Source organism: Acinetobacter pengchengensis, assembly GCF_982235305.1.
Window position 1 is genome coordinate 2,097,291 of sequence record NZ_CEVATJ010000001.1, and the last position, 25,388, is coordinate 2,122,678.

Consider the following 25,388-nt stretch of genomic DNA (forward strand, 5'->3'; position numbering starts at 1 on the left):
AAACATAAAAAATAGGCTTCCATACGGAAGCCTATTTTTTATACCTTTAGCAAATTATTTTTTGCGTAACGCTTCACGACATTCTGGCGCATCGCAATAACCATATAAATTCAGCGAGTGACCTGTTAGCTCAAAACCAAATTTCTCTGCCACATCATGCTGTTCTTTTTCAATAGTATCATTAATAAATTCAACCACTTTGCTACAGTTCAAGCAGACTAGATGATCGTGGTGATCTTCCTGCATAATTTCAAACACAGAATGATTGTTCTCAAAATTATGGCGCTCAATAATGCCTGCAGCCTCAAACTGTGTTAACACACGATACACAGTTGCTAAACCCACATCTTCACCCTGATCGAGTAAAGTTTTGTAGATATCTTCTGCACTTAAATGATGTTGTTTTGAATTTTCTAATAATTCTAAGATTTTAATTCGTGGAAGGGTAACTTTAAGTCCAGCTTTGCGTAATTCTTGATTTGAAATAGGCATGAAAAAAGGTCTCTCAACAAAATTAAAGTTGGAATATGCAACAAAGTTAAGATGCAGTATGATCTAACACTGGATCAAGATCAAATGCATCATAATTAATTTGGGATAGTGTAGCAAAATGCAAAAAATCATGTTGACGTTATTGGTCACTTCACTGCTCGCAGGCTGTTCGACCTTGGGCGTTTATAAAGTCGATATTCCACAGGGTACACCTTTAACCCAAGCTCAAGCGTCTAAAGTCCAAGTCGGTATGAGTCATCAACAAGTCCGCTTTTTACTGGGCAGTCCAACCATCGCCGATCCGATGAATCCGCTACGTTGGGACTACATTTACAACTATATCCCAGGAACTTATGCTAAAAAAGCCAAGATCCCTGCCGCGCATGGTCAGCATTTGAAAATCTTTTTCAATCAAAATGGTATCGTAGAAAAAGTTGAAGGCTTGGAAACCATTCCAGAATCTCAACCTGGTCTACCAGGATCGAAAGAAGCGATTCTCAACGCGCCTCCACTATAGCCGCTTTAGAATAAAAAGAAACCCCTCACTGAAATTCATCTGAGGGGTTTTTAAATCATTTCAATTGTCTTAAGCGATTGCTTTTGGCATAACGTCCTACAGGGTTCTTTGCGGCACGTTTACGACGAATATCTTTCGGATTAATGGTCAAAGCACGATAAATCTCAACCCGATCACCTGCTTGTAATACATGTTGCGGCTCAACCCGTACGCCAAAAATACCCACCATCAACGGTTCAGGCAAAGTCGTTGCTATCGCAAGCCCACTCTGCTGAATTGCATCCAGTACGGTCATGCCCTGCTGAAATGCGACAGCCACATGCCATTGTTGATCAGGTGTGGCATACGCCACCCAAACCTGTGCCACTTGACTCATGCGATCCACTGTCCAATTAACGCCACCATCGCCACTACGATAGATACAGGCAACACCACACGTACCGCAATACGCCAAATGTTATAAAATGCTTCGCTGCTAAAGTTCATGGCTTTGCGCAAATGGCTGATTTTCATAATCCAGCCTGCAAAAATAGCATAAATCAAACAAATGACTAAGCCCCAAAGCAACAAGGCAAAATTAAACACAGGACTCATGGCAGGAATTGCCCAAACCAAAGTTGCTGCAATCAATACAATCCACTGAATCGCAACCGCCATTTGACGTTGTGCCAATTGTTCACGTGCCAGTTGCAATAACACTGCTGCTGCTGCAACAGTTGCCACCACCAAAGCCAAGGCTGGAATTTGTGCCTGTACGGCAAAGAATGCAAAAGCAACGACCGCCAATAGCTGAGCAATCCAAATTGGCAATACCGTTGCGGTTGCTGCAGATTGTTGCTGTACTTGCGGCAAACTGGTTTGCCAGTACAAGCCCATGCCTAAACCACTGGCCACCAAAGCTAAAACGGTTGCACTTCCCCATTCACTAAACTCGATTGAAGTGACTTGCCATGCAGGGAGTTCTGAACCCATCACCATTGCTAAAACCAAAGCCGCCCCAACAGCAACAGCGGTACACAACAATAAAATTTGACGCGGCACGAATGACAATGCCAAGGCTAAAACAGCAACAATCACAAATAAGAAATGACTAGCCAAATCTGCCGTGGCATATTGATTTAAAATTTGTGCAGCATTAGACAGCAACCCGCCAGCTAAAAATGGAATAAACACCACAGCAAGCCAACCCACTAAACGCCATTTTTGAGAAGCATCGGCATCACGGGTTAAACTTGAAAGTGCTTGTAATGCTGTCGTTTTAGAGCGTTTGGCTAAGGCAATTTCCAAATAAGTAATCGGCAATGCCAAAATCAGCATGGTTGCTAACCACAACAACCAAAAGTCGAGCTGGCGCTCAACCTGAATACCTGTCATTGGTGCGAGTGTGGCAATAATAATGAATGATAAACCAAATGCCATCAGCGGCGATAACCATCGTGACATAGCATTGTCCTGCATGACGCTGTCCTAATAAAAATCTACGGCTATTTTGCCTTTGTCATCAAGGAAAAGCAAAACCTCAAAAAGAAAAAAGCAAACTGTCTGAGGGGCTGCTAACACTCCATCTATTTATGATAGTGCCAACAACTCCTCTAGTTTGCTGCGCAAATTTATAATTTTTATTCTTTCATTTTTTTATGGCTACAAACTTATGAGAAGAAACGAGCGAACCAGCCTTTACCTTTTTTCTTCTCGTTTTCTTTAATAATGCCCATCATATTCTCTTTCACAGCGCCTACATAATCGGCATCATCGTGTTGAATATGATTAATTAACCATTTTGATAGGACTTCATGCAATTCGCTTTCAATGGATTGTCCTAGTTCAAAACGTTGACGGTAAGACTCAATTTTTTTAATGAATAAATCATGTACACGTTTATGTGGGACGCGGTATTTATAACCTGCTTCTTCTTGTAATGATTCTTCAAAGGTAAAATGCGATTGGGTATAGTCAATAATATTATCTAAAATATGCTTTACACGTGCTCGATCAGTGCCATCGCTAATTTCAACAATTTCATTAATATAATCGAGGATACGTTTATGCTGATCGTCAATCACATCAATTCCAGTGTTGTATTCTGGAACCCATTTCATCTTCATACGACCACCTTACAGAAATAAATGATTAATCACACTGTGGAATGGTAGCGGTATTTCCCACAAATAAAAATGAAGTGAATTGGTAGGGATTGATTAAAACCAAACAAAAACAACACAAGGTATTGATTTAAATAAATTTAAATCAAGATAACCAACAAAAAGACTCAGTTATTAATTAACCAACTTATACATTTTTGTTCTTGATTTAATTGAATTATACAACAATAAAATGAGTACTTTTTTATCACATATACCCGTATAAATTAATATTGATCCGCTTTGGTGATCCGTCTTAATTCAGGATTTAAACGTTCACGTTCCAAACGCGCAATATGTGTCATATGGGTTTTAATTGGGCGTCCATGTTGAAATAAAATCATTTCACCTGGTTGAAATGCCGTCCATGTTTCATTTTGAGTCAAAGGTTCGGTGGTAATCACCGCCACACAATCCTCAGCTGTGGTGACTTGGCTAAAATCGACCTCAACATCTAAATCAATTAATTGTGCAGGTTGAAATGGATAAGCGCGAACCAACCAATGTAATTTGGTCACTGCATAACTAAATAATGCCTGACCATTAGACAAACAAAAATTAAAAGTGCCATGTTCTGCAATTGTAGGAGAAATTTCGACTAATAGATCAAAAACTTGTGTCAGGCTAGGTTCATCATAACCAAAACGATTTATCAATTGATCTAACAAATAACAAAATGCTCGTTCACTGTCAGTATTGCCCACAGGGGTAAAACGACCTGATAAACGTGGATGAAAGTCTTGTAAATCGCCATTATGGGCAAAAATCCACTGGCGTCCCCACAACTCACGACTAAACGGATGCGAATTTTCTAAATTAATTTTGCCTTGTGTCGCTTTACGAATATGGGCAATCACATTGCGCGATTTGATGGGATAGTTGCGGATCAATTCTGCAATGGGTGATTCCACTGCAGATTGGTTATCAACAAATAAACGGCAAGCTTTATCTTCAAAAAAAGCAATTCCGAAGCCATCAGAATGGTCTGAGGTGATTCCTGCACGCTGCGAAAATCCCCGAAATGAAAAGGTAATATCGGTAGGTGTCGCACAATTCATTCCAAGCAACTGACACATAAGGCCTTATCTTTATACAAATAATGAAATTATCTGATTATTGTGCATCAGCCATGTACATAATTCAAATCCGAAAAATATAAATAGATTTCTACACCACCATTTTATAAATATGCAGTGCTGTAGAAATCTCCATTTCATCACGATGTTATGATGCTTTTACTTTCTTTTGGCGAATAAAATGTTTTGCCATTTGTTTCACATCTAACAAAACAAAATAGTCCAAACAGTTAAACTCACGATCATAAAATGCTTGCTCAGACAGTTTGGCATTCATTTTCAGATAAACATCAAACAATTTAGGAATCCGTTCATCTTGGCTAAAAATGTGACTTGGGCAACTAGGCTCAAACGGCTGCTGTGACTGAATATCGCAACGCTGATTTTCTGCCAATTGCTGAATCGCTTGATGGGTATGATAAGCCCGCGCTTCATTGCCTTCCAAACGAATACTGACACAGCCAATAAGGTGTTTGGCACGCATTTCCCATAACACTTTCGGTACTAAATTCAGCCATAAAATAGAGAGTGTTTTGCCTGAACGATAGCGTGGATGCACACAAGTACGCCCCATTTCGACAATATTCGAGAGATGCCCTAACTCATCTATAATTTTAAACTCTTGAGCGCTATAACTATTCGCAAGCTCATGCCCTTGCCAAAGTTTTAAACGGGTATAGGCAACAATTTCACCCGTAGATTTATCTCTGAGTACGGCGTGCTCACAGCCAAAATCGTACAAGTCCTGATCTAAACCTGACTCAAATTCAATGCCAAATTGCTTGGAAAATTGTTTTGCACGAAAACGCTGTACTTCTTGTAGTTGTTTTAAATTTTCAACCCATTCAAATGCATATTGTGTGGCTTTACTATTTTTTTTCTGAGCTTTACCCACTTTAACCATAGGAAAGCTAAACTGTTGACGATACTGATTTAATTTTTGTAGCATCATAGATACCTCATGTTTTCTCCTACACTAGGACAGCGACATGACACTATGATGACTACGGGTTCGCTGACTAAAATTTTAAGATCTCAGGATAGCTACTAAGCTATTTCAAGCATGCTGAATCAATAAAGTTTCAATTTCGTGCTCAAAACCTTACAAAAAAAAGAGCTTCAATTGAGAAGCTCTTTTATGGATCATTTTCTAGAGTTTCATTTACGCATTTGGACACGGTTGGTAATTAAAGTTCCTACTCCATGATCAGTAAAGATTTCCAATAAAGTAGCATGTGGCACACGACCATCGACAATATGTGCGCTGATCACACCACCCTTGACTGCATCCAATGCACAACCCACTTTTGGAATCATGCCACCGTAAATCACACCTGTATCAATTAAACGATCCACTTCCTGCGTGGTCAAACCGGTTAACAGTTTTTTATTTTCGTCTAATACACCCGTAATATTGGTCAGCAAAATTAACTTTTCCGCCCCCAATGCTTCAGCAACTTTACCTGCGACTAAATCGGCATTGATGTTATAGGTATTGCCTGCATCATCGACACCCAAAGGTGCAATCACTGGAATAAAGTCACTGCTGGTAAACATTTCCAGCACATCGGTTTTGACACCTATCACTTCACCCACCAAACCAAGATCAATCTGTTGTACTTCGCCTGTTTCAGTGGTTTTTTGCATCAATAATTTCTGCGCGCGAATCAAGTTACCATCTTTACCTGTCAAACCAATCGCACGACCGCCGTGTTGGTTTATCAGATTGACGATAGATTTGTTGACGCTCCCGCCCAAAACCATTTCTACGACCTCCATGGTCGCAGGATCGGTGACACGCATACCATCAATACGATCAGACTCACGTCCCAATTGCTTGAGCATAGAATCCACTTGTGGGCCGCCACCATGAACCACAATTGGGTTTAAGCCTACAGTTTTTAACAGCACAATATCTCGAGCAAAAGAGCTTTCTAGCTCAGGATCGGTCATGGCATTGCCACCATATTTCACAACAAGGGTCTTGCCCGCAAAACGTTGAATATACGGCAAAGCTTCGGTCAAAATTTGCGCTTTGTCGATACCAGTCTGTTGATGTGGCATTCGCCTCTCCTTATTGAGCATCTAAAATGTCTTGGGCGATTTCAGGGTATCGCTCACTTAACATGGAAACAAATGTATCGCGGATATCATTCAGTCGTGTTGGATTATCAGCATCAAAACGCACCGTAAAATATTCGCCTGTATTAGATGCTCGAATAATGCCAAAACCATCTTCAAAATCAAGTCTTATACCATCTATTTTACTTAATTCTGCCCCACTACGATGGCTATAACTTTCAACATCATTTAAAACCGTACTCGGTTCAATATTCCGTGTGCTGATATACGTATCTTCAGTGCAGCAACGCTCAGGATATTTCTGCATCAGTGCTGAAAGACTGCTGTATGTACTGTGGCTTAAATATTCAAGCACGCGTAAGGCAGCATAAATACCATCATCATAGCCAAAACCACGTCCATCATTAAATACATAATGTCCCGCGTATTCGCCACCGAACACAGCTTTGCCTTGTGACTGAGCCAAATAACGACGCAAGAAGGTGCTGCCTGTACGAATCATCACCGCTTCGCCACCCAAATCACGTACGGTATTGCGAACCATGGTGGAGCATTTTACATCAAACACCACTTGATGCTGAGGATGGGTTTTTAAGCACATTTCTGCAAATAAAGACAACAAGCGATCTGCAGACAGCACTTTTGCGCGTTCATCCAACAAGACGACACGGTCACCATCGCCATCTAAAGCAATGCCAATGTCTGCCTGATGTTCATGAACCGCAGCTTTTAAATGTTGTAAGTGTTTTTCTTGTGATGGATCGGGTGCATGCTCTGGAAAATGACCATTGGCTTCGCAGCGTAAAGCAATCACCTCACAACCCATCTTTTGCAACACCAAAGCAGCACAATGCCCAGCCGAGCCATACATCCCATCTAGCACCACTCTATAAGGGCGTGCCAGATGGAGATCCTGCAACATCGCATTTTGATATTGTTGACACGCATCTTCAATAAATTCATGAGAAATATTGTCAGCATGTTGTAATTCAATGAAGGTTGCCGCATCGGTATTTAAATAATGTGGTGCTGCATCTTGTGCCACTTGTTGAATCATTTCAGGGGTTGGTGGTTCGCCCTGTACTATCCATTTAATGCCGTTGTCCGATTTTGGATTATGACTGGCCGTAAGCATAATGCCGTTACCTGCAGTATGTCGTGCCATAAAATACAACATCGGGCTGGAACAACACCCCACCATCGTCACTTGAAATTGATGGGCAAGAAACGCTTGACGCACAATTTCAGCATAAGCAGGACTATTTAAACGCGCATCATAACCAATACTAATTTGAGTTTGCTGTTGTTGTTGATATTGTTGCACCAATCCTTGTGCAATCGCGTGTATCAATTTCACAGTCAGCACAGTTTCTTTGCCACGTATGTCGTAAGCGCGAAAAATATGCTGAGGAAAAAGTGTTTGTGGATTGTTCATAGGCTTACAACTACAAAGATGAGCCAACATAAAATGAATAAATCTTGGCTCTCTAAATTTTAAAAAATTCTAATCAAACTTTTTTAAGTAGGAATTATCGTCTCAAATCATCAAGAAATATGTTTGTCATTATTAGTACATCTTGCGTTACTTTTCAAGAATTGCTGGTAAAGTTTCAGATAAAACTTTACCAAACGATATAAGCTAAAACCTAAGTAAACTCAGTTTTTACCCGTATGCCCAAAACCACCTGCACCACGTTCAGTGGCCACAAATTCATCTACCTGTTCAAACTCAGCCTGCACCACAGGAACCAAAACGTATTGCGCTAAGCGCTCACCAGGTTCTAGGTTAAATGCAGTTTGGCTACGGTTCCAAACCGAAACCATCAACTCACCCTGATAATCTGAATCAATCAAACCCACCAAGTTACCTAACACGATGCCATGTTTGTGACCTAAGCCTGAACGCGGCAAAATCATGCCTGCAAAACCTGTATCTTGAATATAAATCGCTAAACCTGTTTTGACCAATACAGTTTGACCTGGCTCAATCACGGTGCTGCTGTCTACACAAGCACGTAAGTCCAAACCTGCCGAACCTGAGGTTGCATAAGTTGGCATTGGCCATTCTGTGCCTAAACGTGAATCTAAGACTTTAACTTGAACTTTCATGAAGTTTATCCTGTTTTTAAATTTTCAATGTAATTTCGATATAAATTATGCCCTTTGATGCTGTACTTGCATCAACACCGCTGAATGTTTTTCAGCGCTTAATCAGAGCACGTAAATTTTCCAAATAATGATGTGCCTGTAATTTCGGATCGACATCACCAGCTAACTTTTTCTTACGTCCGAGCCATTCCAATTCATCTTGTGGTAATTCATCCAAAAAACGACTTGGGGTCATTTGTTTCATTTGCCCGCCCGCTTTGCGCTGCTCTGCCAAAGTAATGGTTAAGCCCTGACGTGCACGAGTAATCCCCACGTACATCAAGCGGCGTTCTTCCTCGACAGTATCTGCCACAATCGAGTTTTTATGCGGCAAAAGCTCTTCTTCCAAACCAATTAAATACACGTACGGAAATTCCAAGCCTTTGGACGCATGCAGGGTGAGTAAATTGACTTTATCAGTGTCTTCTTCTTCCTGTTGCTGTTCGAGCATATCCAACAGCACCATTTTACGAATCACACTTTCAATATTTTTTTCATCGACATCTTCAGCGCGGTTAATCAAACTTTGGATGCTGCTATACAGAACTTCAATATTATCCAGCTTGGTTTTTTCCTGCGCAGGGGTGGCTGCTTGCTCTTTAATGTAGTCGATATAACCTGCTTCGAGCATCATTTGACGGATGATTGGCACAGGCTCATCATCTTCCAATAAATTACGGGTAAAGTTACCAATAAAATCTGCAAACTCTGCCAACTGTGTCGTGGCTTTTTTCGGAATTGCCATCGTCAGGCGCTGATCACCTGCAGCAGCCAATAATGACAAATGGTTTTCTTGTGCAAACAGCCCTAGTTTTTCCAAAGTCACAGGGCCAATCGCGCGTTTAGGCGTATTAATAATGCGTAAGAATGCGCTGTCATCTTCAGGATTAATAATCAAACGCAAATAACTCATGATGTCTTTGATTTCAGCGCGCGCAAAGAACGATTGACCACCTGAAAGCTTGTACGGAATTTGCATTTGGCGCAATTGGGTTTCCAAAATGCGTGCCTGAAAGTTACCACGATACAAAATCGCATAATCTTTCCAGCTTTTACCGTTCATTAACTTATGGGTGAGTAAGTCTTTCACCACGCGTTCTGATTCATCATCATCGTTACGGCAAGTGATCACCCGAATCACTTCACCATGACCTTTATCTGACCAGAGTTTTTTATCAAAAATATGTGGATTATTACCAATAACAGTGTTGGCTGCTTTTAAAATACGACTGGTCGAACGATAGTTTTGCTCAAGTTTAATCACTTTTAAATTCGGGAAATCATCTTTCAGTAAGGCCATATTTTCAGGCTTAGCACCGCGCCATGCATAAATAGATTGGTCGTCATCACCTACCGCAGTGAACTGCCCCATCACACCTACAAGTAATTTCACCAAGATATATTGTGCGGTGTTGGTATCTTGATACTCATCGACCAATAAATAACGAACACGGTTTTGCCACTTGTCACGTACTTCGGCATTTTCTTGCAAAAGTCGTGTCGGCATTACAATTAAATCATCAAAATCTACCGCATTATAGGCACGTAAATTACGTTCATAAAGTTGATATAAATGTGCGAACTGGATGTCTTCTGGCGTTTCACACGTAGTATGCGCCTGCTCTGGTGCAATCAGATCGTTTTTCCAGTCTGAAATCATCTTCATGGCTTTAGCAATCAATTCTTTGCTTTCTGCACCCGACAAATTATCTCGGTGCATTAAGTCCATCAGAATACGTTTGCAGTCATCGGCATCTAAAATCGAGAAATTGGCTTTTAATGGCGTGTGTTTTAATTCAAGACGCAATAAATTCAGACCAAAGGTGTGGAAAGTCGAAACAGACAAACCTTTGGCTTCTTCACGTGACAATAGTTTGGTCACACGCTCTTTCATTTCGCGTGCTGCTTTATTGGTAAAAGTCATCGCTGTAATACGATGCGCAGGAATCCCACAATGCTTCACCAAATAGGCAATTTTTCGGGTAATCACCGAAGTTTTGCCTGAACCCGCCCCTGCAAGCACTAACAAGGGTCCTTGAGTGTATTTCATCGCTTCAAGTTGCTTGTCGTTTAACTGACTTGCCAGTGACATAGTATTTCCTCTATTTCGGTTCGTGCTCGATTATAGTCATCTCCACCAAAGATGACTAATCTAAAATGCTACTTTAAACCTCATTGTCTATTTGCTGAGTAACCCCTAAAAATGCTTGCATAAAAAAACCGCCCGAAGGCGGTTTTTTACAGTCTATACAATGCCAGATTATTGGATTGCATAAATGCTGATTTCTACACGACGGTTTTGCTCACGACCTTCTGCAGTCGCATTCGATGCGATTGGGTTTGCAGCACCGTGACCTTGTGCATTGATACGAGTACGTGCTACGCCTTTACCAGCAAGGTAGTTCGCAACAGATTGTGCACGTGCTTGAGACAATGGAATGTTGATTGCATCGTTACCAGTACTATCGGTATAACCTGTTACCAAAATACCACTCTTGTTATCTTGGGTTAGCGTTTGCGCTACTTTGTCCAAGGTAGAATAGAAGTTTGGTTTGATGTTTGATTTGTTAGTATCAAACGTGATGTTACCTGGCATGATTAAGCCTACAGAACCATCTGGATTACGGTTTACTTCTACACCAGTGCCTGCCATTTGTTGACGAAGTTGTTTTTCTTTGTTGTCAAGATAAACACCCGCAGCAGCACCCACCACAGCACCAATCGCTGCAGCACGGTTATTTTGTGCGCTTGTATTTGCATTACTTTTAGAGACCCCATAACCTGCAGCAGCGCCAATTACTGTGCCTAACGCAGTTTTGTCATATTCTATACCACCAAGGTTGTTACCAGTCGTTTGACAACCAGTTAAAACCATTGCACCTACGACTGCTGCCGAAATTGCTAATGCACGCATGGCATGCCTCCTTACTTGTGTTTTGTTGTATATGCGGAATATTGAATGAAAAAATATACTTAGACCATTGATTTTTTGTTAATAAAAAAACTTTTACTTACAATTCTTCATGATCGTGTACAAATCTTGGTATAACTTCATCACAATTTCTACACACTTTCACTTCAACACTTTTTTATTTTAAAAACAACATTTATATTGGAGTCATCTACAAACACGTGACGCATTGGACGATTTATCTTCAGGATTGATTTATATGTCATCGCAAGCAAAGAAACACCCTTTATTAAAAAAAATCACAAAAGGTCTCACCGTGGGTACAGTCATCACTGGCAGTACATTTTTTCACGGCCCTCCTGTGTTGGCTTTGGGCTTAACCAAACTGTTAAAGCAGTCACGTAAGGTCGATGAAACCAATATTCAAATTACCAACAGTTGGCTCAGTGTAAACAACTGGCTGATTGATCATGTATTACCCAATACCCAATGGGATATCAGCATTGATGAAGATTTGCAACTGAGCATGCAAGGTCGTTATCTCATGACCTGTAACCATCAAAGTTGGGTCGATACCACAGTAAATCAGTATTTTGGCTTAACCCGTATGCCATTGACCCGCTTTTTTACCAAGTGGGAACTGATCTTTATTCCCTTTGTAGGACAAGCCTTTAAAATTTTAGGCTTCCCAATGATGAAGCGTCACAGCAAAGCACAAATTGCCAAAAAACCTGAGCTGAAAGACCACGATATGGAAGAAGCGCGTAAAGCCTGCCAACAGTTATTAAGTCAGCCCTTTACCCTGCTGAATTATTTAGAAGGCACACGCTTTACCCAAGAAAAACATGATCAACAACAATCGCCTTATCAACATTTATTAAAGCCAAAAGCTGGTGGTTTAGCTTTGGCATTGAATATTTTGGGTGATCAAATTGATGCCTTAGTGGATATGACCATTGTCTATCCCGACGGCGCACCTGGCTATAGCGAATTTTGGCTCGGGGAAGTCCCACGAATTGCGGTCAATTTGCGTAAAATTGATATTCCAGCATGGGTACTCGCTGGAAACTATGAAGACGATGCAGACTTTCGAGAAAAATTCCAACAGTGGGTCGATCAACTTTGGACTGAAAAAGACCAGTTGATTGAAAAAATGAAAGCCAAATACTCAAAGTCGAATTTAACCCAGTAAGAGTCTATGCATGATGCAGAATAACCAAGTCAAAAAGTCTAAATATCATCAGGTTGATCCTCAAAGTTTGTATTTCAAACTGTTTTTGATCTATGACATTTTTATGGTGTTTCTCATCATTTTTAACTTGTTTTGTTTGTGTGCTAATTTTTTTATCATGAGCAATATCGGTGGATGGTTTTTCCATGCTATTCACCTAGAAAGTGTCTTAAACTTCTATCGTGAGCATTTGCATCCATGGGTCATCACCACAGAAGCTTGGTTTATTCTGTTCTTAATTACTGAATTATTGGTGCGTTGGGGCATTGCCATCGTGTATCGACACCATCGTCGCTGGTTTTTCTTTCCCTTTATTCATTGGTACGAAATTTTAGCGATTATTCCTCATTTACGTTTTTTAAGATTATTTCGTGCAGGGGTGATTGCTTTTCGACTGCATGAATTAGGCTATAACGTAATTCCTAAGTCGTTACAAATCAAGGCCAAATTTTACTACCGTGTGGTGATGGAAGAACTCTCTGACCGAGTCGTCATTACTGTATTAGATGGGGTGAAGCACGAATTAAATACCAGTTCGACCCATAAAAAAATTATCCATGATCTGGTCGATCATCATCGGGCTTTATTTGCACAAGCATTGGCTGAAATTTTACAAGAGTCTTTGGCCACTGAATTGAAACAGCGACAGTATTTAATTACCCAAAATGTCGGTCTGATTATCAATCGTGCGATTGAAGATACCCCTGAACTGACCCAATTACTGCGTTTGATTCCAATTGTGGGTGGAAGAATTGAGCAACAAATTCAAAGTATCGGACAACGACTCGGTGAAAACATCACACAAGGTTTACTGGAACCAATGGTGACTGGAAATCCTACACAGCCCAATGCTACCTATCGCTTAATAGCTGAAAAAGTCAGTGATTTAAAAATTGATAATCAGTCTTTGGAACAATTGGTTGAGTCTGTGGTCTATGAAAGTTTGGATGCTATTCGCAAGCAAGTTAAGGTGAAACAGTGGTTAGAAGAGCTCGAAAAATATGATCAAGCCAAAGAATAAGCATTAAGATAAAAATATTACAAACGCAGCTAGTGCAATCCTTCATTTTGTTCTAGGATTTGCTCTATTTACAACATTTACTTCGACAACAATGAACAGGTCAGAAGTCTTAAGGAATCATTATGGCTGACATACGGATAAAAGGCAGATTGGTCAATGCGATTCGCATTAGCTTAGACACCAATGATCATGATGCGATCCGCCAGCAACTAAGCCCAATGTTGCAAAAATCATTTCCACCAGGGGTTTTGGTGGTCATTGAAAGTTCAGTCGAACAAGAATTGATTGCGCTAATTCAATTGCTAATTAGCCTAGAAGCACAGCCAATTGCTGTGACTGAAGGCATTATGGCAGATCAGGCACGTGCTATTCAGTTCCCTGTCATCCCGCAAGACCGTCCATTGCAGGAAGTGAAAGCCACCAAAGAACAAGTGGTTGAAGTAAAACCTGAACCTGCGGCAGAACAGCAACAGACGGAAAATCAAGTTGCTGAAACTGCACCTGCTGTAGCGCATATTACGTCTTATCACGATGAAATTTTGCGTACAGGTCAATGCTTGGTACAACATCAGGGCGACATTATTTTAACCGCAGGCATCAACAGCGGTTCTGAAGTGATTGCTTCAGGAAATATACATATTTATGGTAGTGTACGTGGTAGAGTCATTGCCGGCGCGGGCGGGAATATTGCGGCACGAATTTTCTGTCATTCCCTAGAAGCAGAATTGGTATCTATTGCAGGCACGTATTGCGTGGCGGACGATATTCCTCAGCATGTGACTAAAAAACCTGTGCATATTTACTTAAATGATAACCAAGAGCTTGTATTTGAAGCTCTACAATTTTAATGTATAAATAATCACCAAAAATCCCCGAAAAAATATAGGGGAATTTAAACCATAACAGGAGTGGATTCGGTGGCGAAAATTGTTGTCGTAACATCAGGCAAAGGTGGCGTAGGTAAAACCACTACAAGTGCATCTTTTGCAACAGGTTTAGCCCTACGTGGTCACAAAACTGTTGTTATCGATTTTGACGTGGGTTTACGTAACCTTGACTTAATTATGGGTTGTGAACGTCGCGTTGTTTATGATTTTGTGAATGTATTAAATAATGAAGCGCGTTTACAACAAGCATTAATTCGCGATAAAGATATCGAAAACCTTTATATTCTTCCAGCTTCACAAACCCGTGATAAAGATGCCCTCACCGATGAAGGTGTGGCACGTATTATGGATGAGTTGGCACAAGAGTTTGATTACATTATTTGCGACTCACCTGCAGGGATTGAGCGCGGTGCCATTCTTGCAATGTACCATGCCGATGAAGCGATTATTGTGACTAACCCTGAAATTTCTTCAGTACGTGACTCTGACCGTATTATTGGTATGCTTGACAGCAAAACCAAAAAAGTAGAACAAAATGAAGGTCGTGTGCGTAAGCACTTGTGTATTACACGTTACAACCCAGAACGTGCCGATAAACAAGAAATGCTAACTATTGACGATATTTCTAAAGATATTTTACGTGTACCAACTTTAGGTGTGATTCCTGAATGTAAGAGCGTACTTCAAGCATCTAACGAAGGTAAACCTGTGATTCTGTATAGCGATGCCGCTGCAGGTCAGGCGTACGATGACTTGGTTGCACGTTTCTTGGGTGAAGAACGTCCGTTTCGCCATATTGAAACAAAACCGAAAGGTTGGTTAGCACGGTTATTTGGAGCGTAGACATGGCAGGATTTTGGAGCAAATTATTTAGCGGTGAAGACAAGCCATCTAGCGCACAAACAGCTAAAGATCGCTTAAAAGTGATTGTTGCTTCTGAACAAGGTCTGGGTAAACGCTTAAGCCAAGACAAAATTGATCAGATGAAAAAAGAAATTATGCAAGTGGTAAACCGCTATGTGCGTGGTGTCGATGAACAACATATTCAAATGTCTGTGCGTTCAGAAGCCAATATTGAAATGTTAGAAATGAATATCAATTTGCCTGAAGAGCGATAATCTGAATACTGATTAGTCAAGCAAATTGAATCAGGGCAAAATAACGCAAGTTATTTTGCCCTATTTTTTCAAAAGAATATAAAGGAGATTGCTATGGCATTATCTCAACCTGCGACCTTTAACGAGGCATGGTCGGATGAACGTGTATTTGCCTACTTGAATCAACTTCCACCAGCAGGTGTGAATGCAGATTTTCACGTACTCTATCACGCATTTAAACACATGCGTCCAAGCGATTATGAACGTCTACTAACACAATTTGTTGCCGATGGTCGCGATGTAAATGCCACCAACCCTCAAGGTCAGCGTATTCATGATGTAATTGCTGAATTTCCTCGTCAGAAAGATGGTTTTTTAGCAGTTTTAGCCAAGTTTGCTTAAACTGCTTAATCACAGCATTTTGCAAAACTCAGCCAAAGCGGTTGAGTTAAAAAAATCCCGCAATATTGAATTGCGGGATTTTTTACTGCAGCACTTAATTCAAGATCAAACAGAAAGCGAAGCTTTACACTAAAATTTCACGTTTTCCATTTGCACCCTGCTCGCTCACAATACCTTGCTCTTGCATCTGATCAACAATACGCGCTGCACGGTTATAGCCCAAGCTAAATTTGCGCTGTAAAGATGAGGTCGATACTTTACGTGTTTCCAGTACAAATGCCACACACTGATCATATAGCACATCACGGTCTGGACTGCCCTCCCCATCTTCAAAACCACGTGAGGACGGTTCTTCATCAAATGGTGTCAAGATTTCATCAACATAGTCTGGATCACCACGCTCACGCCATGCATCACAAATACGGTTGACTTCATCATCTGAAATAAATGCACCATGTACACGTTCTGGCTCAATTTTACCAGGCCCTAAAAACAGCATGTCACCATGGCCGAGCAGATCTTCTGCTCCGCCTGCATCCAAAATAGTACGTGAGTCAATTTTTGAGTTTACACGTAAAGCCACACGAGTTGGAATGTTGGCTTTAATTAGACCAGTAATCACATCTACCGATGGACGCTGAGTTGCCAAGAGTAAGTGAATCCCTGCTGCCCGTGATTTTTGTGCTAACCGGGTAATCATTTCTTCCGCTTTCTTTCCTACTTGCATAATCATATCGGCAAACTCATCTGCCACAATGACAATGGATGGCAATGGCGTTAAGCGCGGTGCACGTTCCTGCGTTGCAGAATCGCCAGGTTTCCAAGTTGGATCAATTAAATCTTCACCATTGGCAATGGATTCTTCAACCTTACGGTTATAGTCACTTAATTTACGAATTTTAAGAAAAGACATCAACTTATAGCGACGTTCCATTTCATTGACACACCAATTTAAGGCACTGACTGCATCTTTCATGTCCGTCACCACAGGCGTCAACAAGTGTGGAATATCGTTATAGTTAGCAAGCTCTAGTTGTTTCGGATCAATCAAAATTAAACGCAATTGATCAGGCTTGTATTTCAGCAACATCGACAAAATCATCGAGTTCACTGCCACCGATTTACCAGAACCAGTCGTCCCTGCCACCAACATGTGTGGTGCTTTGCCCAATTCAGTAATGACGGGATTACCTGAAATGTCTTTCCCCATCGCCATAGATAAAATGCCGTTTGGATCTTCAAAAGCAGGCGTTTGTAATAACTCAATCAAACGTACCATTTCACGTGAACTATTCGGTACTTCAATACCAATATACGGCTTACCAGGAATGACTTCGACTACACGTACCGATGCCATCGACATTGAACGTGCCAAGTCACGGGAAATGTTGGTGACTTTCGAAGCTTTGACTCCGGGTGCCAAATCCAGCTCAAAACGAGTCACGACAGGGCCAGGCTGCGCTTCAACGACTTTGGCTTTGACATTAAATTCCTGTAATTTAATTTCCAGCAATTCCGACAAGCGTGATAATTGTTCTGCGGTGAAATTTACTTTTTTGTTTGGATCGACTTTATCGAGCAAGTCCAAACCTGGTAATGGCGATAAATCACGGCGTTTTTCTGCGACCTGCATAGCACGGGACATCGGGCGACCATGTGCATCGGTCAAGGGCGCATCAAAATCGAAGTCATATTCGTCTTGAGGTTTGCCTGCATTTTCCTGCCAAGCTTCGATAAATGCTTCTTTGGATAATGCTGCTTTTTCTGCATGATCAGCCTGTGTAGCAGTCGCTGCGCTTGCCATCGTGGCGGCAGCTGCTGTCTGAATAGGTGCCTGAACAAAAGCTGAACTTTGTGCATAACTGTTAGTACTGCGCGTTACAGGTGTTTGATCTTGAAATGAATCTTGCTGTAACTCATCAGCTAAAAGATCATCCACCAATAAATCATCTAAACTGTCTAAATCATGCTGCAAATGACGTTCTTGGCGTATAGCATGGTTTTGCGCATTCGAGGCACTTGAAGATGGCGGAGTAAAATCTGACTCAAATCGACTAAGATCATCGTTAAAATTGTGAGTCGTATGATTCGAGTGTGGATGTACTGTTTTTTGCTGGTTCACTGACTCGTCTAAAGCATCGATTGCCCCACTATTTTGGAATGGGCTATGTAAATCACTTGCAGCTTTGCCTTGCGGAACTGCTGCGAGCAATTCATCAAAAATTTGGTCATCATCCCAATCCAACGATGATTTTGTAGTGGCTTGAGCTGCTGCAGTTCTAGGAAGCACGTCATCAAAAGGATTAGATTGTAGATGCGACTCAGGCTCTTCTGAAGCACGCAATAAAGCATGAATGTCTTGGTTATGCTGACTGTCGGTATTTTCTTGTAAAGCACGCCATACTTCACCTGTCGCAACAATACGCTGGCTGTCTTGTTTTAAGCGATGCGCCTTTTCTAGGGTTTTCTCTAATTCAACCTCATCAATTTCATCTTGTATCAATCCCTGTTGCTGCGGCTGTTGCTCTTCTTCTTCGCGTTGCTGCATATCATTAAACATACGCTCTGCCGCAGGATGTGGCGTAGTTACTTTAGCTTGTTTCACCTGTGCCACAACGAGTTCACTCTCTTCTGAATCGGTTGATGCCACTTTGGCAGCATCCACAGGTGCAGCAGCGACAACGGTCTTTTTCACCTGTGGTGCAGAACGGTCAAACTCCGATTCTACTTCAGGTACATTGCGATAGAACAAATCTTGCAGATAAGCAGGTGTGGCTTTTAAAGTTGCCCAGGTTCTGTTCCACTTCACCCCAAATGCGAGGGTAAATAAGAAAATCCAAAAGACGACTAAAAAAATTGTTGCCCCATAAATGGTTAAAATTTGCGACAAACTTTTCCCAAGCTCAAAACCGATAATGCCGCCTGAGGCATTGTCTAAAGTATCGGCAGGCACTTGCCAAAATAAATACAATAAACTTGCGGTCGCCAATAAAATGAAGAATTGTGCAGCATAACGAAATGGACGGTTTAAAAAACTACGTGGCCACCAGACTTGTAAAGCTTCAATAAATAAATAAGCAGGAAGGAGCAGACTCGCCCAACCTAAAAAGCCAAACAATAAATCGGCAATCCATGCACCTGCTATTCCACTTGCATTTGAAACCTGTTGGGTATCACTAGAAATGTGCATCCAACCTGGGTCAAATGGAGTATAGGTCACTGTTGCAAGGAACAGATATATTCCAAAAGAGACCAAAAATAATGTCGCTATTAAGCGCTGTGCATAAGCACCCGACACCGCAGTCATATATTGTCCTGTCGCCAATTCTTCATCAATGTTTTGTTTGCTCGATGGTCTAAAAAAGCCACCTAATTCAGAGCGTCTGTGTTTCATTTAGCTATGGCATTTAAGTCGCATTTCACGATGCAAACTTCATCACACAGCAAGCCATAAATTATAACAGACCTTCTATTATGCATGTGTTGCCTAGAAAAAGATGCAAGATTATTGAAGTGTGTTGTTAACTTTTTCTATATAGCTCAAATCGATTTAGATGATCAGTAATATCAACTTTAATCACACAGCAAACTCATCCTGTTTCACGTATAATTCCATAAATTTCTGAATAAAAAAAGGATGCTGTGCATGAGCGCTCGTCACTCACGTTTGATTATTTTAGGTTCAGGCCCTGCAGGTTATAGTGCCGCAGTATATGCCGCACGCGCCAACTTAAAACCGACTTTAATTGCAGGCTTACAATTGGGTGGTCAACTCACCACGACCACGGAAGTTGATAACTGGCCAGGCGATCCTGAAGGTTTAACAGGCCCAGTGTTAATGGAGCGTATGCAAGCGCATGCAGAACGCTTTGGCACAGAAATCGTGTATGACCATATCAATGAAGTAAACCTGAATGTGCGCCCATTTGTACTCAAAGGCGATATGGAAGAATTTACCTGTGATGCTTTAATCATTTGCACAGGCGCGACTGCTCAATATTTAGGTTTAGAATCTGAAGCAGCATTTATGGGTCAGGGTGTAAGTGCCTGCGCCACCTGTGATGGTTTCTTCTACAAAAACCAAAAAGTGATGGTCGTTGGTGGTGGTAACACGGCTGTCGAAGAAGCATTATACCTTTCTAATATTGCAGCACACGTGACATTGGTGCATCGTCGTGATTCACTTCGTTCTGAAAAAATCATGCAAGACCAATTATTTGCAAAAGTGAAAGAAGGCAAAATCAGTATTCTTTGGAATAACCAGGTCGATGAAGTCTTGGGTGACAACACAGGCGTAACTTCAGTCCGTTTAAAATCAACTACCGATGGTTCTACTCAAGATGTTGATGTATCTGGCTTATTCATTGCGATTGGTCACAAACCGAATACTGGCATGTTTGAAGGTCAATTAAACTTGCGTGATGGTTATATCCAAGTACAAAGTGGCACTTCAGGCAATGCGACTCAAACTTCGGTGGATGGTGTTTTTGCTGCGGGTGATGTGGCAGATTCAATTTATCGCCAAGCAATTACTTCTGCAGGTTCAGGCTGTATGGCAGCATTGGATGCAGAAAAATATTTAGATGCACTGGGTAAATAATTTAGTGACTACGTTTAAAGACCGCTCTCTTTGAGCGGTTTTTTTAACACGACATTTTTAGGTATGATGAGTCAAGTTCCTCACAAAAATTCACACGGCAATTGCTATGCTCACACTCCCCGCTTCACAATTCATTTTCCCCGATCCTATTGAAGTTGATCCTGAAGGTGAAGGTTTGATTTGTGTAGGTGCAGACCTCTCCCCTTCTACGCTCTATGCAGCCTATACCCATGGTTTATTTCCATGGTTTTCAGAAGGTGATCCTATTTGCTGGTGGAGTCCAGAACCGCGCTGCGTGATCATTCCGCAACATTATCAGCCCAGTAAATCTTTAATCCGCAACATGAAAAAAATGGATTATCGTATTACTATCAATCACGCCTTTGCACAGGTGATTCGCAATTGTGCTTTACCTCGCAGCTACGCCAATGAAACTTGGATTTCTGAAGAAATCATTCAAGGTTATTGTCAGCTTTTTGCAGCAGGTTATGGCTACAGTGTCGAAGTTTGGGAGCAAGATCTTTTAGTTGGTGGTTTGTATGGAGTCAGCATTGGTAAAGGCTGTTTTGGCGAGTCGATGTTTAGCCATCGTACCGATGTATCCAAAATGGCATTTTATAGTTTGATGCTGCTCGGACAAGAACAACAATTGCCTTGGATTGACTGTCAATTGGTTAATGACCATTTAATTAGCCTGGGCGCATGTACAATTTCTCGCCAAGACTATCTTAAATCGTTACAAGATGTTGTAAAACAGCCTGCGATCAATTGGAAAAAATATCAGGACAGTGTATTTTCAAGTAAAACAATAGTGCAGTATGCGCGCTTACTTGAATGACAATAACAGAGAGGGATCTTGAAAATGAATTCATATCACCCAAAATCCCCGCTAAATGATTTGCAGTATTACATTACTCCACCGCACGATTGCAGCTATTTACCTGAAAAATCTGCGCGGATGGTATTTTTAGACCCTACACATAAAATTGATGTGCTGACTTTGTCTGAACTCTCTAGGGTCGGTTTTCGTCGCAGTGGCGATTTTGTATATCGCCCTGAATGCCATTTATGCCGCCAATGCCTTTCTTCACGCATTCCTGTCGCTGAATTTAAAATGAACAGCACCCAAAAGAAAGCTTGGAAACGCAATCATGATTTACAGATAAAAATAACGCAGCCACAAGATGCAGGCGATTTGCATTATGCACTGTATGAACACTATATCAATGAACGACATGCCGATGGTGATATGTTCCCTGCCAGTCGTGACCAATTTGAAAAATTCCTGATCCACAGTTGTACTAACAGCTTCTTTTTAGAAATTTGGCACGCAGATCGCCTTATTGCGGTATCGACCTGTGATTATTTAGATGATGGTATTTCTGCGGTCTATACCTTTTTTGATCCTGACGAAAGTCGTCGCTCACTCGGAACATTTGCAGTATTAAAACAAATTGAACAGGCGCAACATTTGGGGCTGCAATATGTATACTTAGGCTATTGGGTACCACATTCCAATAAAATGAATTATAAATCGCAATATGTACCACTTGAGCTACTGCTCGATGGTCAATGGCGACGTATTAACCGCAGCCTAAATACCGATGAGGTGCAGCAATTGGGAAACTCTTTAATGACCACACTGCCCTTAGGCTGGAATAACTCAATCATCAAATAAACTGAATTCACACAAGATCAATTTTTACCTCGAACAGATTTACTTAAACAAACTGGCAAAATCATCACTACAAGATTTCACCATAATAATGGCATGCTCGCGTGTCCCATCCGTTTTAGGATAATAATTTTTACGTAAATCAATTTGATGAAAACCTGATTTTTCATACAGGGCTATCGCAGCTAAATTACTTTCACGTACTTCTAAAAAAATCTGAACGGGTCGATTCTTTAAGCCTGCAATAGAATGTTCTAGCAATTGATAGCCTAAACCTTTGCCTTGCTGACTTGGATGCACCGCCATCAACAACAAATTCGCTTCATCCAATACAGGTTGCAAAATACAAAAGCCCACTACTTTCCCTGCGTGTTCAATCACGGTACTGTGATAACTGTCCACAGCTTCACCAAATTGGTTGGCACTCCACGGATGACTTTGTACCAAATTTTCAATAACAACCACATCGGCGACATCATGGGCTTGCATTAAACGAATCATAAGAAGTGATCTTGTGCTCTAAGATGTAGGCATTATAGATTTCACTACAAAAAAATCGAGCAAAAAAAAAGGCAACTTACGTTGCCTGACCAAAGGGAAAAGTTTAGAAGCCTAATTTGGCTTTCCAAGTATTTAATAATGTTGTGGTGTCAAAATCGTTCGGATGAAAATTCGGATTGAAATATAACAACATTTCTTTGCCCATGCCGGTAATAATCCCTTTGGATGGACTATAAGCATAACGATAAATCATGCGTAAATTTTCCAAATTCAATTGCTTGTCTTGTTTTAATAAACGCCATAAAAAATAGTTTTGTATAAAAAACAAAATCACCATCGAGATAACCAAAGAACTTGTCCGTAGTGCATAGGCTCTCAAACCCTTACCAAACACACCTTTAAACACATCATAAGCCACAGCTTTATGTTCATTTTCTTCAATTGCATGCCACAACCACATGGTTTTCATGGTGTCATCAGTCATCAATTCTTGAATATGAGAATTACTGAGTAACTGTGAAGCAATCGTTGCCGTGAAATGTTCTAGCGCAGTAGTTGTAGTTAAATCTACCATTTCCTGTGTAATGCCAATCGGTTTAGCTAACTTTGCCATAAATTTTCGAGTGGTTTGAATCACGGTATCTGTATGACGTTCCAAAGCATCAACATCATGCCCAAATTTCTGCGCAGAGGCATTAAAACCGACATGCTCATGCGTGTGCATGGCTTCTTGTCCAATGAAAGCACTGATTTCTTTCTGTAAATCTGCATTGTTTTTCAGTATTGGGTGATAACGTACAGCACGTACACTGTCTATAAAAAACTTCTCACCTGCAGGAAATAATGCAGATAAAGCAGTCATAAAATGCGTTAGGCCTGCATTACCACCCATCCAATATTCGGGTACAGTATCAAAGTTGAAATTCATACGGCGGACAGGAAAACTCGCCCCAGCACGTTTACTTATACTTACCTTAGCATTCATGTTGCTCACTCCTGAGGTTACAACTATGAAGTTATTTACTCCTTGTAACCCACTCTATTTTTATTTTTCGATATGACTTCATATTACGGTTTTCTGCGCAGTATTTAAGTGCACTTAGGGACAGCGAATTGTCAATTCAGGACATGAGGAAAAAAATAATGATAAGTGAAATTATTTTTGTGATTTAGAGAAAAATCGGTAACTATACCGTAGCATAAGAAAGTTAAAAAAATGGTTTTTAGATGATTCAAGGCTTAAAGAATGACTTTTTTGATCCATCAAACTGTATGACAAGCTATCATCCATAAATGAAAACTAGCACTCAAAATACAGCCATAAAAAAGCGCCCCAAACGGAGCGCTCTTTCACACTATAAAGCGATTATGCTGTTACTTTAGCAACAACACCAGCACCTACAGTACGACCACCTTCACGGATCGCGAAGCGTAAACCAGCGTCCATTGCGATTGGGTGGATTAATTCTACTGACATTTCAACGTTGTCACCTGGCATTACCATTTCAACGCCTTCTTTCAACTGGATTGCACCAGTTACGTCAGTTGTACGGAAATAGAATTGTGGACGGTAACCGTTAAGGAATGGAGTGTGACGACCACCTTCTTCTTTAGAAAGTACGTATACTTCCGCATCGAATTTAGTGTGTGGCTTGATTGTACCTGGCTTAGCAAGTACTTGACCACGTTGTACGTCTTCACGCTTAGTACCACGTAAAAGAACACCACAGTTCTCGCCTGCACGACCTTCGTCAAGCAATTTACGGAACATTTCTACGCCAGTTACAGTTGTTTTAACTGTATCTTTGATACCTACGATTTCAACTTCTTCACCTACTTTCACGACACCAGTTTCTACACGGCCAGTTACCACTGTACCACGACCAGAAATAGAGAATACGTCTTCGATTGGCATCAAGAATGCTTGATCGATTGCACGTACTGGCTCTGGGATGTAAGTGTCAAGCGCTTCAACAAGCGCTTCAACTGCAGCTTCACCATATTGACCAGCGTCGCCGTTAAGCGCAAGAAGAGCTGAACCACGGATTACTGGAGTGTCATCACCAGGGAAGTCGTAAGTAGAAAGAAGTTCACGAACTTCCATTTCAACTAGCTCAAGAAGCTCTTCGTCGTCTACAAGGTCGCATTTATTCAAGAATACAACGATGTAAGGTACACCTACCTGACGAGAAAGAAGGATATGTTCACGAGTTTGTGGCATTGGACCGTCAGTCGCAGCACATACAAGGATTGCACCATCCATCTGAGCAGCACCAGTGATCATGTTTTTAACATAGTCAGCGTGGCCTGGGCAGTCTACGTGCGCGTAGTGACGAGTTGGAGAGTCGTATTCTACGTGAGAAGTATTAATTGTAATACCACGTGCTTTTTCTTCTGGTGCAGAGTCGATTGCAGCGTAATCTTTCGCTTCACCACCGAATTTTTTTGCACATACAGTTGCAATTGCAGCTGTTAAAGTTGTTTTACCATGGTCAACGTGACCGATTGTGCCCACGTTAACGTGTGGCTTATTACGTTCGAACTTAGCCTTAGCCATGAGATCTTCCTTTTTAAAACAACTCATGGAGGATCACTCCATGAGCATTA

General features: G+C 41.1%; 25 protein-coding genes. 10 read left to right on the top strand and 15 right to left on the bottom strand.

Annotated elements, in window-relative coordinates; all coding sequences use genetic code 11:
- Positions 1–54: 54 nt before the first annotated feature.
- On the bottom strand, positions 55–492 hold the full coding sequence (gene fur, locus AC0T5Z_RS10185; RefSeq protein ID WP_004975325.1) for a ferric iron uptake transcriptional regulator: 438 nt from the start codon (positions 490–492) through the stop codon (positions 55–57).
- A 118-nt stretch (positions 493–610) separates the two neighbouring features.
- On the opposite strand from fur, the gene AC0T5Z_RS10190 reads away from it, so the two are divergent.
- Positions 611–1,009, top strand: coding sequence for an outer membrane protein assembly factor BamE (locus AC0T5Z_RS10190; RefSeq protein WP_004975323.1), 399 nt, complete (start codon positions 611–613; stop codon positions 1,007–1,009).
- 55 nt (positions 1,010–1,064) lie between these two features.
- Here the strand turns inward: AC0T5Z_RS10190 and AC0T5Z_RS10195 are convergent, their stop codons facing one another.
- The 10 genes from AC0T5Z_RS10195 to AC0T5Z_RS10240 all read right to left on the bottom strand — a co-directional run bounded on the left by AC0T5Z_RS10195 (position 1,065) and on the right by AC0T5Z_RS10240 (position 11,370).
- On the bottom strand, positions 1,065–1,385 hold the full coding sequence (locus AC0T5Z_RS10195; protein ID WP_435337269.1) for an RnfH family protein: 321 nt from the start codon (positions 1,383–1,385) through the stop codon (positions 1,065–1,067).
- The gene (locus AC0T5Z_RS10200) at positions 1,382–2,467 is read right to left on the bottom strand and encodes an SLC5/6 family protein (RefSeq protein WP_435337268.1); all 1,086 of its coding nucleotides are present in this window, start codon (positions 2,465–2,467) and stop codon (positions 1,382–1,384) included. Before AC0T5Z_RS10200 ends, AC0T5Z_RS10195 begins: the two co-directional genes overlap by 4 nt.
- Before the next feature lie 191 nt (positions 2,468–2,658).
- A complete protein-coding gene (locus AC0T5Z_RS10205) occupies positions 2,659–3,114 on the bottom strand; it encodes a bacteriohemerythrin (RefSeq protein WP_435337267.1) in 456 nt (151 codons plus the stop codon).
- 263 nt (positions 3,115–3,377) lie between these two features.
- On the bottom strand, positions 3,378–4,226 hold the full coding sequence (locus AC0T5Z_RS10210) for a class II glutamine amidotransferase (protein WP_435337266.1): 849 nt from the start codon (positions 4,224–4,226) through the stop codon (positions 3,378–3,380).
- A gap of 148 nt (positions 4,227–4,374) precedes the next feature.
- A complete protein-coding gene (locus AC0T5Z_RS10215; protein ID WP_435337287.1) occupies positions 4,375–5,175 on the bottom strand; it encodes a GNAT family N-acetyltransferase in 801 nt (266 codons plus the stop codon).
- Positions 5,176–5,384: 209 nt separating this feature from the next.
- On the bottom strand, positions 5,385–6,290 hold the full coding sequence (argB, locus tag AC0T5Z_RS10220; RefSeq protein ID WP_435337265.1) for an acetylglutamate kinase: 906 nt from the start codon (positions 6,288–6,290) through the stop codon (positions 5,385–5,387).
- Between the two features lie 10 nt (positions 6,291–6,300).
- Complete coding sequence (locus tag AC0T5Z_RS10225; protein ID WP_435337264.1) at positions 6,301–7,743, bottom strand: phosphomannomutase/phosphoglucomutase; 1,443 nt, start codon at positions 7,741–7,743, stop codon at positions 6,301–6,303.
- Positions 7,744–7,964: 221 nt separating this feature from the next.
- Positions 7,965–8,417: a dUTP diphosphatase gene (gene dut, locus AC0T5Z_RS10230; RefSeq protein WP_435337263.1), complete on the bottom strand. Its 453-nt coding sequence runs from the start codon at positions 8,415–8,417 to the stop codon at positions 7,965–7,967.
- A gap of 91 nt (positions 8,418–8,508) precedes the next feature.
- Positions 8,509–10,548: a UvrD-helicase domain-containing protein gene (locus AC0T5Z_RS10235; RefSeq protein WP_435337262.1), complete on the bottom strand. Its 2,040-nt coding sequence runs from the start codon at positions 10,546–10,548 to the stop codon at positions 8,509–8,511.
- Between the two features lie 168 nt (positions 10,549–10,716).
- Positions 10,717–11,370, bottom strand: coding sequence for a YiaD family glycine zipper/OmpA-like lipoprotein (locus AC0T5Z_RS10240; RefSeq protein ID WP_435337261.1), 654 nt, complete (start codon positions 11,368–11,370; stop codon positions 10,717–10,719).
- Between the two features lie 256 nt (positions 11,371–11,626).
- On the opposite strand from AC0T5Z_RS10240, the gene AC0T5Z_RS10245 reads away from it, so the two are divergent.
- From AC0T5Z_RS10245 to AC0T5Z_RS10270, 6 genes are all read left to right on the top strand, one after another.
- Positions 11,627–12,559 carry an acyltransferase gene (locus tag AC0T5Z_RS10245; RefSeq protein WP_435337260.1) on the top strand — a complete coding sequence of 311 codons (933 nt, stop codon included), beginning with the start codon at positions 11,627–11,629 and terminating at the stop codon, positions 12,557–12,559.
- Positions 12,560–12,569: 10 nt separating this feature from the next.
- Positions 12,570–13,619, top strand: coding sequence for a preprotein translocase subunit SecA (locus AC0T5Z_RS10250; RefSeq protein ID WP_435337259.1), 1,050 nt, complete (start codon positions 12,570–12,572; stop codon positions 13,617–13,619).
- Between the two features lie 122 nt (positions 13,620–13,741).
- A complete protein-coding gene (gene minC / locus AC0T5Z_RS10255) occupies positions 13,742–14,467 on the top strand; it encodes a septum site-determining protein MinC (RefSeq protein ID WP_096902696.1) in 726 nt (241 codons plus the stop codon).
- A gap of 69 nt (positions 14,468–14,536) precedes the next feature.
- Complete coding sequence (gene minD, locus AC0T5Z_RS10260; protein WP_096902697.1) at positions 14,537–15,349, top strand: septum site-determining protein MinD; 813 nt, start codon at positions 14,537–14,539, stop codon at positions 15,347–15,349.
- A 2-nt stretch (positions 15,350–15,351) separates the two neighbouring features.
- Positions 15,352–15,624 carry a cell division topological specificity factor MinE gene (minE, locus tag AC0T5Z_RS10265; RefSeq protein WP_096902698.1) on the top strand — a complete coding sequence of 91 codons (273 nt, stop codon included), beginning with the start codon at positions 15,352–15,354 and terminating at the stop codon, positions 15,622–15,624.
- A gap of 93 nt (positions 15,625–15,717) precedes the next feature.
- Positions 15,718–16,005 (top strand): PA4642 family protein, encoded by a 288-nt coding sequence (locus AC0T5Z_RS10270; RefSeq protein ID WP_435337258.1) that lies wholly within the window; start codon positions 15,718–15,720, stop codon positions 16,003–16,005.
- Positions 16,006–16,129: 124 nt separating this feature from the next.
- On the opposite strand, the gene AC0T5Z_RS10275 is transcribed toward AC0T5Z_RS10270, so the two are convergent.
- A complete protein-coding gene (locus AC0T5Z_RS10275) occupies positions 16,130–19,312 on the bottom strand; it encodes a DNA translocase FtsK (protein ID WP_435337285.1) in 3,183 nt (1,060 codons plus the stop codon).
- Positions 19,313–19,651: 339 nt separating this feature from the next.
- Here AC0T5Z_RS10275 and trxB point away from each other — a divergent pair, with 339 nt between their 5' ends.
- From trxB to AC0T5Z_RS10290, 3 genes are all read left to right on the top strand, one after another.
- Positions 19,652–20,605, top strand: coding sequence for a thioredoxin-disulfide reductase (trxB, locus tag AC0T5Z_RS10280; RefSeq protein WP_291333929.1), 954 nt, complete (start codon positions 19,652–19,654; stop codon positions 20,603–20,605).
- Positions 20,606–20,711: 106 nt separating this feature from the next.
- The gene (gene aat / locus AC0T5Z_RS10285; RefSeq protein WP_435337257.1) at positions 20,712–21,443 is read left to right on the top strand and encodes a leucyl/phenylalanyl-tRNA--protein transferase; all 732 of its coding nucleotides are present in this window, start codon (positions 20,712–20,714) and stop codon (positions 21,441–21,443) included.
- A 24-nt stretch (positions 21,444–21,467) separates the two neighbouring features.
- Complete coding sequence (locus AC0T5Z_RS10290; protein ID WP_291333933.1) at positions 21,468–22,283, top strand: arginyltransferase; 816 nt, start codon at positions 21,468–21,470, stop codon at positions 22,281–22,283.
- Between the two features lie 39 nt (positions 22,284–22,322).
- On the opposite strand, the gene rimI is transcribed toward AC0T5Z_RS10290, so the two are convergent.
- The 3 genes from rimI to tuf all read right to left on the bottom strand — a co-directional run bounded on the left by rimI (position 22,323) and on the right by tuf (position 25,338).
- A complete protein-coding gene (gene rimI, locus AC0T5Z_RS10295) occupies positions 22,323–22,781 on the bottom strand; it encodes a ribosomal protein S18-alanine N-acetyltransferase (protein ID WP_291333935.1) in 459 nt (152 codons plus the stop codon).
- Between the two features lie 103 nt (positions 22,782–22,884).
- Positions 22,885–23,766, bottom strand: a complete 882-nt coding sequence (locus tag AC0T5Z_RS10300) for a metal-dependent hydrolase (RefSeq protein WP_435337256.1) — start codon at positions 23,764–23,766, stop codon at positions 22,885–22,887.
- A gap of 381 nt (positions 23,767–24,147) precedes the next feature.
- The gene (tuf, locus tag AC0T5Z_RS10305; protein WP_446893300.1) at positions 24,148–25,338 is read right to left on the bottom strand and encodes an elongation factor Tu; all 1,191 of its coding nucleotides are present in this window, start codon (positions 25,336–25,338) and stop codon (positions 24,148–24,150) included.
- Positions 25,339–25,388 lie beyond the last annotated feature (50 nt).

Excerpts from the sequence above, each read along its gene's own strand:
- aat (WP_435337257.1), top strand. The coding sequence starts at position 20,712 with ATGCTCACACTCCCCGCTTCACAATTCATTTTCCCCGATCCTATTGAA.
- AC0T5Z_RS10290 (WP_291333933.1), top strand. The coding sequence starts at position 21,468 with ATGAATTCATATCACCCAAAATCCCCGCTAAATGATTTGCAGTATTAC.
- AC0T5Z_RS10275 (WP_435337285.1), bottom strand. The coding sequence starts at position 19,312 with ATGACTGCGGTGTCGGGTGCTTATGCACAGCGCTTAATAGCGACATTA.
- AC0T5Z_RS10235 (WP_435337262.1), bottom strand. The coding sequence starts at position 10,548 with ATGTCACTGGCAAGTCAGTTAAACGACAAGCAACTTGAAGCGATGAAA.
- AC0T5Z_RS10205 (WP_435337267.1), bottom strand. The coding sequence starts at position 3,114 with ATGAAGATGAAATGGGTTCCAGAATACAACACTGGAATTGATGTGATT.
- dut (WP_435337263.1), bottom strand. The coding sequence starts at position 8,417 with ATGAAAGTTCAAGTTAAAGTCTTAGATTCACGTTTAGGCACAGAATGG.
- argB (WP_435337265.1), bottom strand. The coding sequence starts at position 6,290 with ATGCCACATCAACAGACTGGTATCGACAAAGCGCAAATTTTGACCGAA.
- tuf (WP_446893300.1), bottom strand. The coding sequence starts at position 25,338 with ATGGCTAAGGCTAAGTTCGAACGTAATAAGCCACACGTTAACGTGGGC.
- AC0T5Z_RS10200 (WP_435337268.1), bottom strand. The coding sequence starts at position 2,467 with ATGCAGGACAATGCTATGTCACGATGGTTATCGCCGCTGATGGCATTT.
- AC0T5Z_RS10250 (WP_435337259.1), top strand. The coding sequence starts at position 12,570 with ATGATGCAGAATAACCAAGTCAAAAAGTCTAAATATCATCAGGTTGAT.
- minE (WP_096902698.1), top strand. The coding sequence starts at position 15,352 with ATGGCAGGATTTTGGAGCAAATTATTTAGCGGTGAAGACAAGCCATCT.
- rimI (WP_291333935.1), bottom strand. The coding sequence starts at position 22,781 with ATGATTCGTTTAATGCAAGCCCATGATGTCGCCGATGTGGTTGTTATT.
- AC0T5Z_RS10190 (WP_004975323.1), top strand. The coding sequence starts at position 611 with ATGCAAAAAATCATGTTGACGTTATTGGTCACTTCACTGCTCGCAGGC.
- AC0T5Z_RS10240 (WP_435337261.1), bottom strand. The coding sequence starts at position 11,370 with ATGCGTGCATTAGCAATTTCGGCAGCAGTCGTAGGTGCAATGGTTTTA.
- trxB (WP_291333929.1), top strand. The coding sequence starts at position 19,652 with ATGAGCGCTCGTCACTCACGTTTGATTATTTTAGGTTCAGGCCCTGCA.
- AC0T5Z_RS10245 (WP_435337260.1), top strand. The coding sequence starts at position 11,627 with ATGTCATCGCAAGCAAAGAAACACCCTTTATTAAAAAAAATCACAAAA.
- AC0T5Z_RS10300 (WP_435337256.1), bottom strand. The coding sequence starts at position 23,766 with ATGAATGCTAAGGTAAGTATAAGTAAACGTGCTGGGGCGAGTTTTCCT.
- fur (WP_004975325.1), bottom strand. The coding sequence starts at position 492 with ATGCCTATTTCAAATCAAGAATTACGCAAAGCTGGACTTAAAGTTACC.
- AC0T5Z_RS10210 (WP_435337266.1), bottom strand. The coding sequence starts at position 4,226 with ATGTGTCAGTTGCTTGGAATGAATTGTGCGACACCTACCGATATTACC.
- AC0T5Z_RS10215 (WP_435337287.1), bottom strand. The coding sequence starts at position 5,175 with ATGCTACAAAAATTAAATCAGTATCGTCAACAGTTTAGCTTTCCTATG.
- AC0T5Z_RS10270 (WP_435337258.1), top strand. The coding sequence starts at position 15,718 with ATGGCATTATCTCAACCTGCGACCTTTAACGAGGCATGGTCGGATGAA.
- minC (WP_096902696.1), top strand. The coding sequence starts at position 13,742 with ATGGCTGACATACGGATAAAAGGCAGATTGGTCAATGCGATTCGCATT.
- AC0T5Z_RS10225 (WP_435337264.1), bottom strand. The coding sequence starts at position 7,743 with ATGAACAATCCACAAACACTTTTTCCTCAGCATATTTTTCGCGCTTAC.
- AC0T5Z_RS10195 (WP_435337269.1), bottom strand. The coding sequence starts at position 1,385 with ATGAGTCAAGTGGCACAGGTTTGGGTGGCGTATGCCACACCTGATCAA.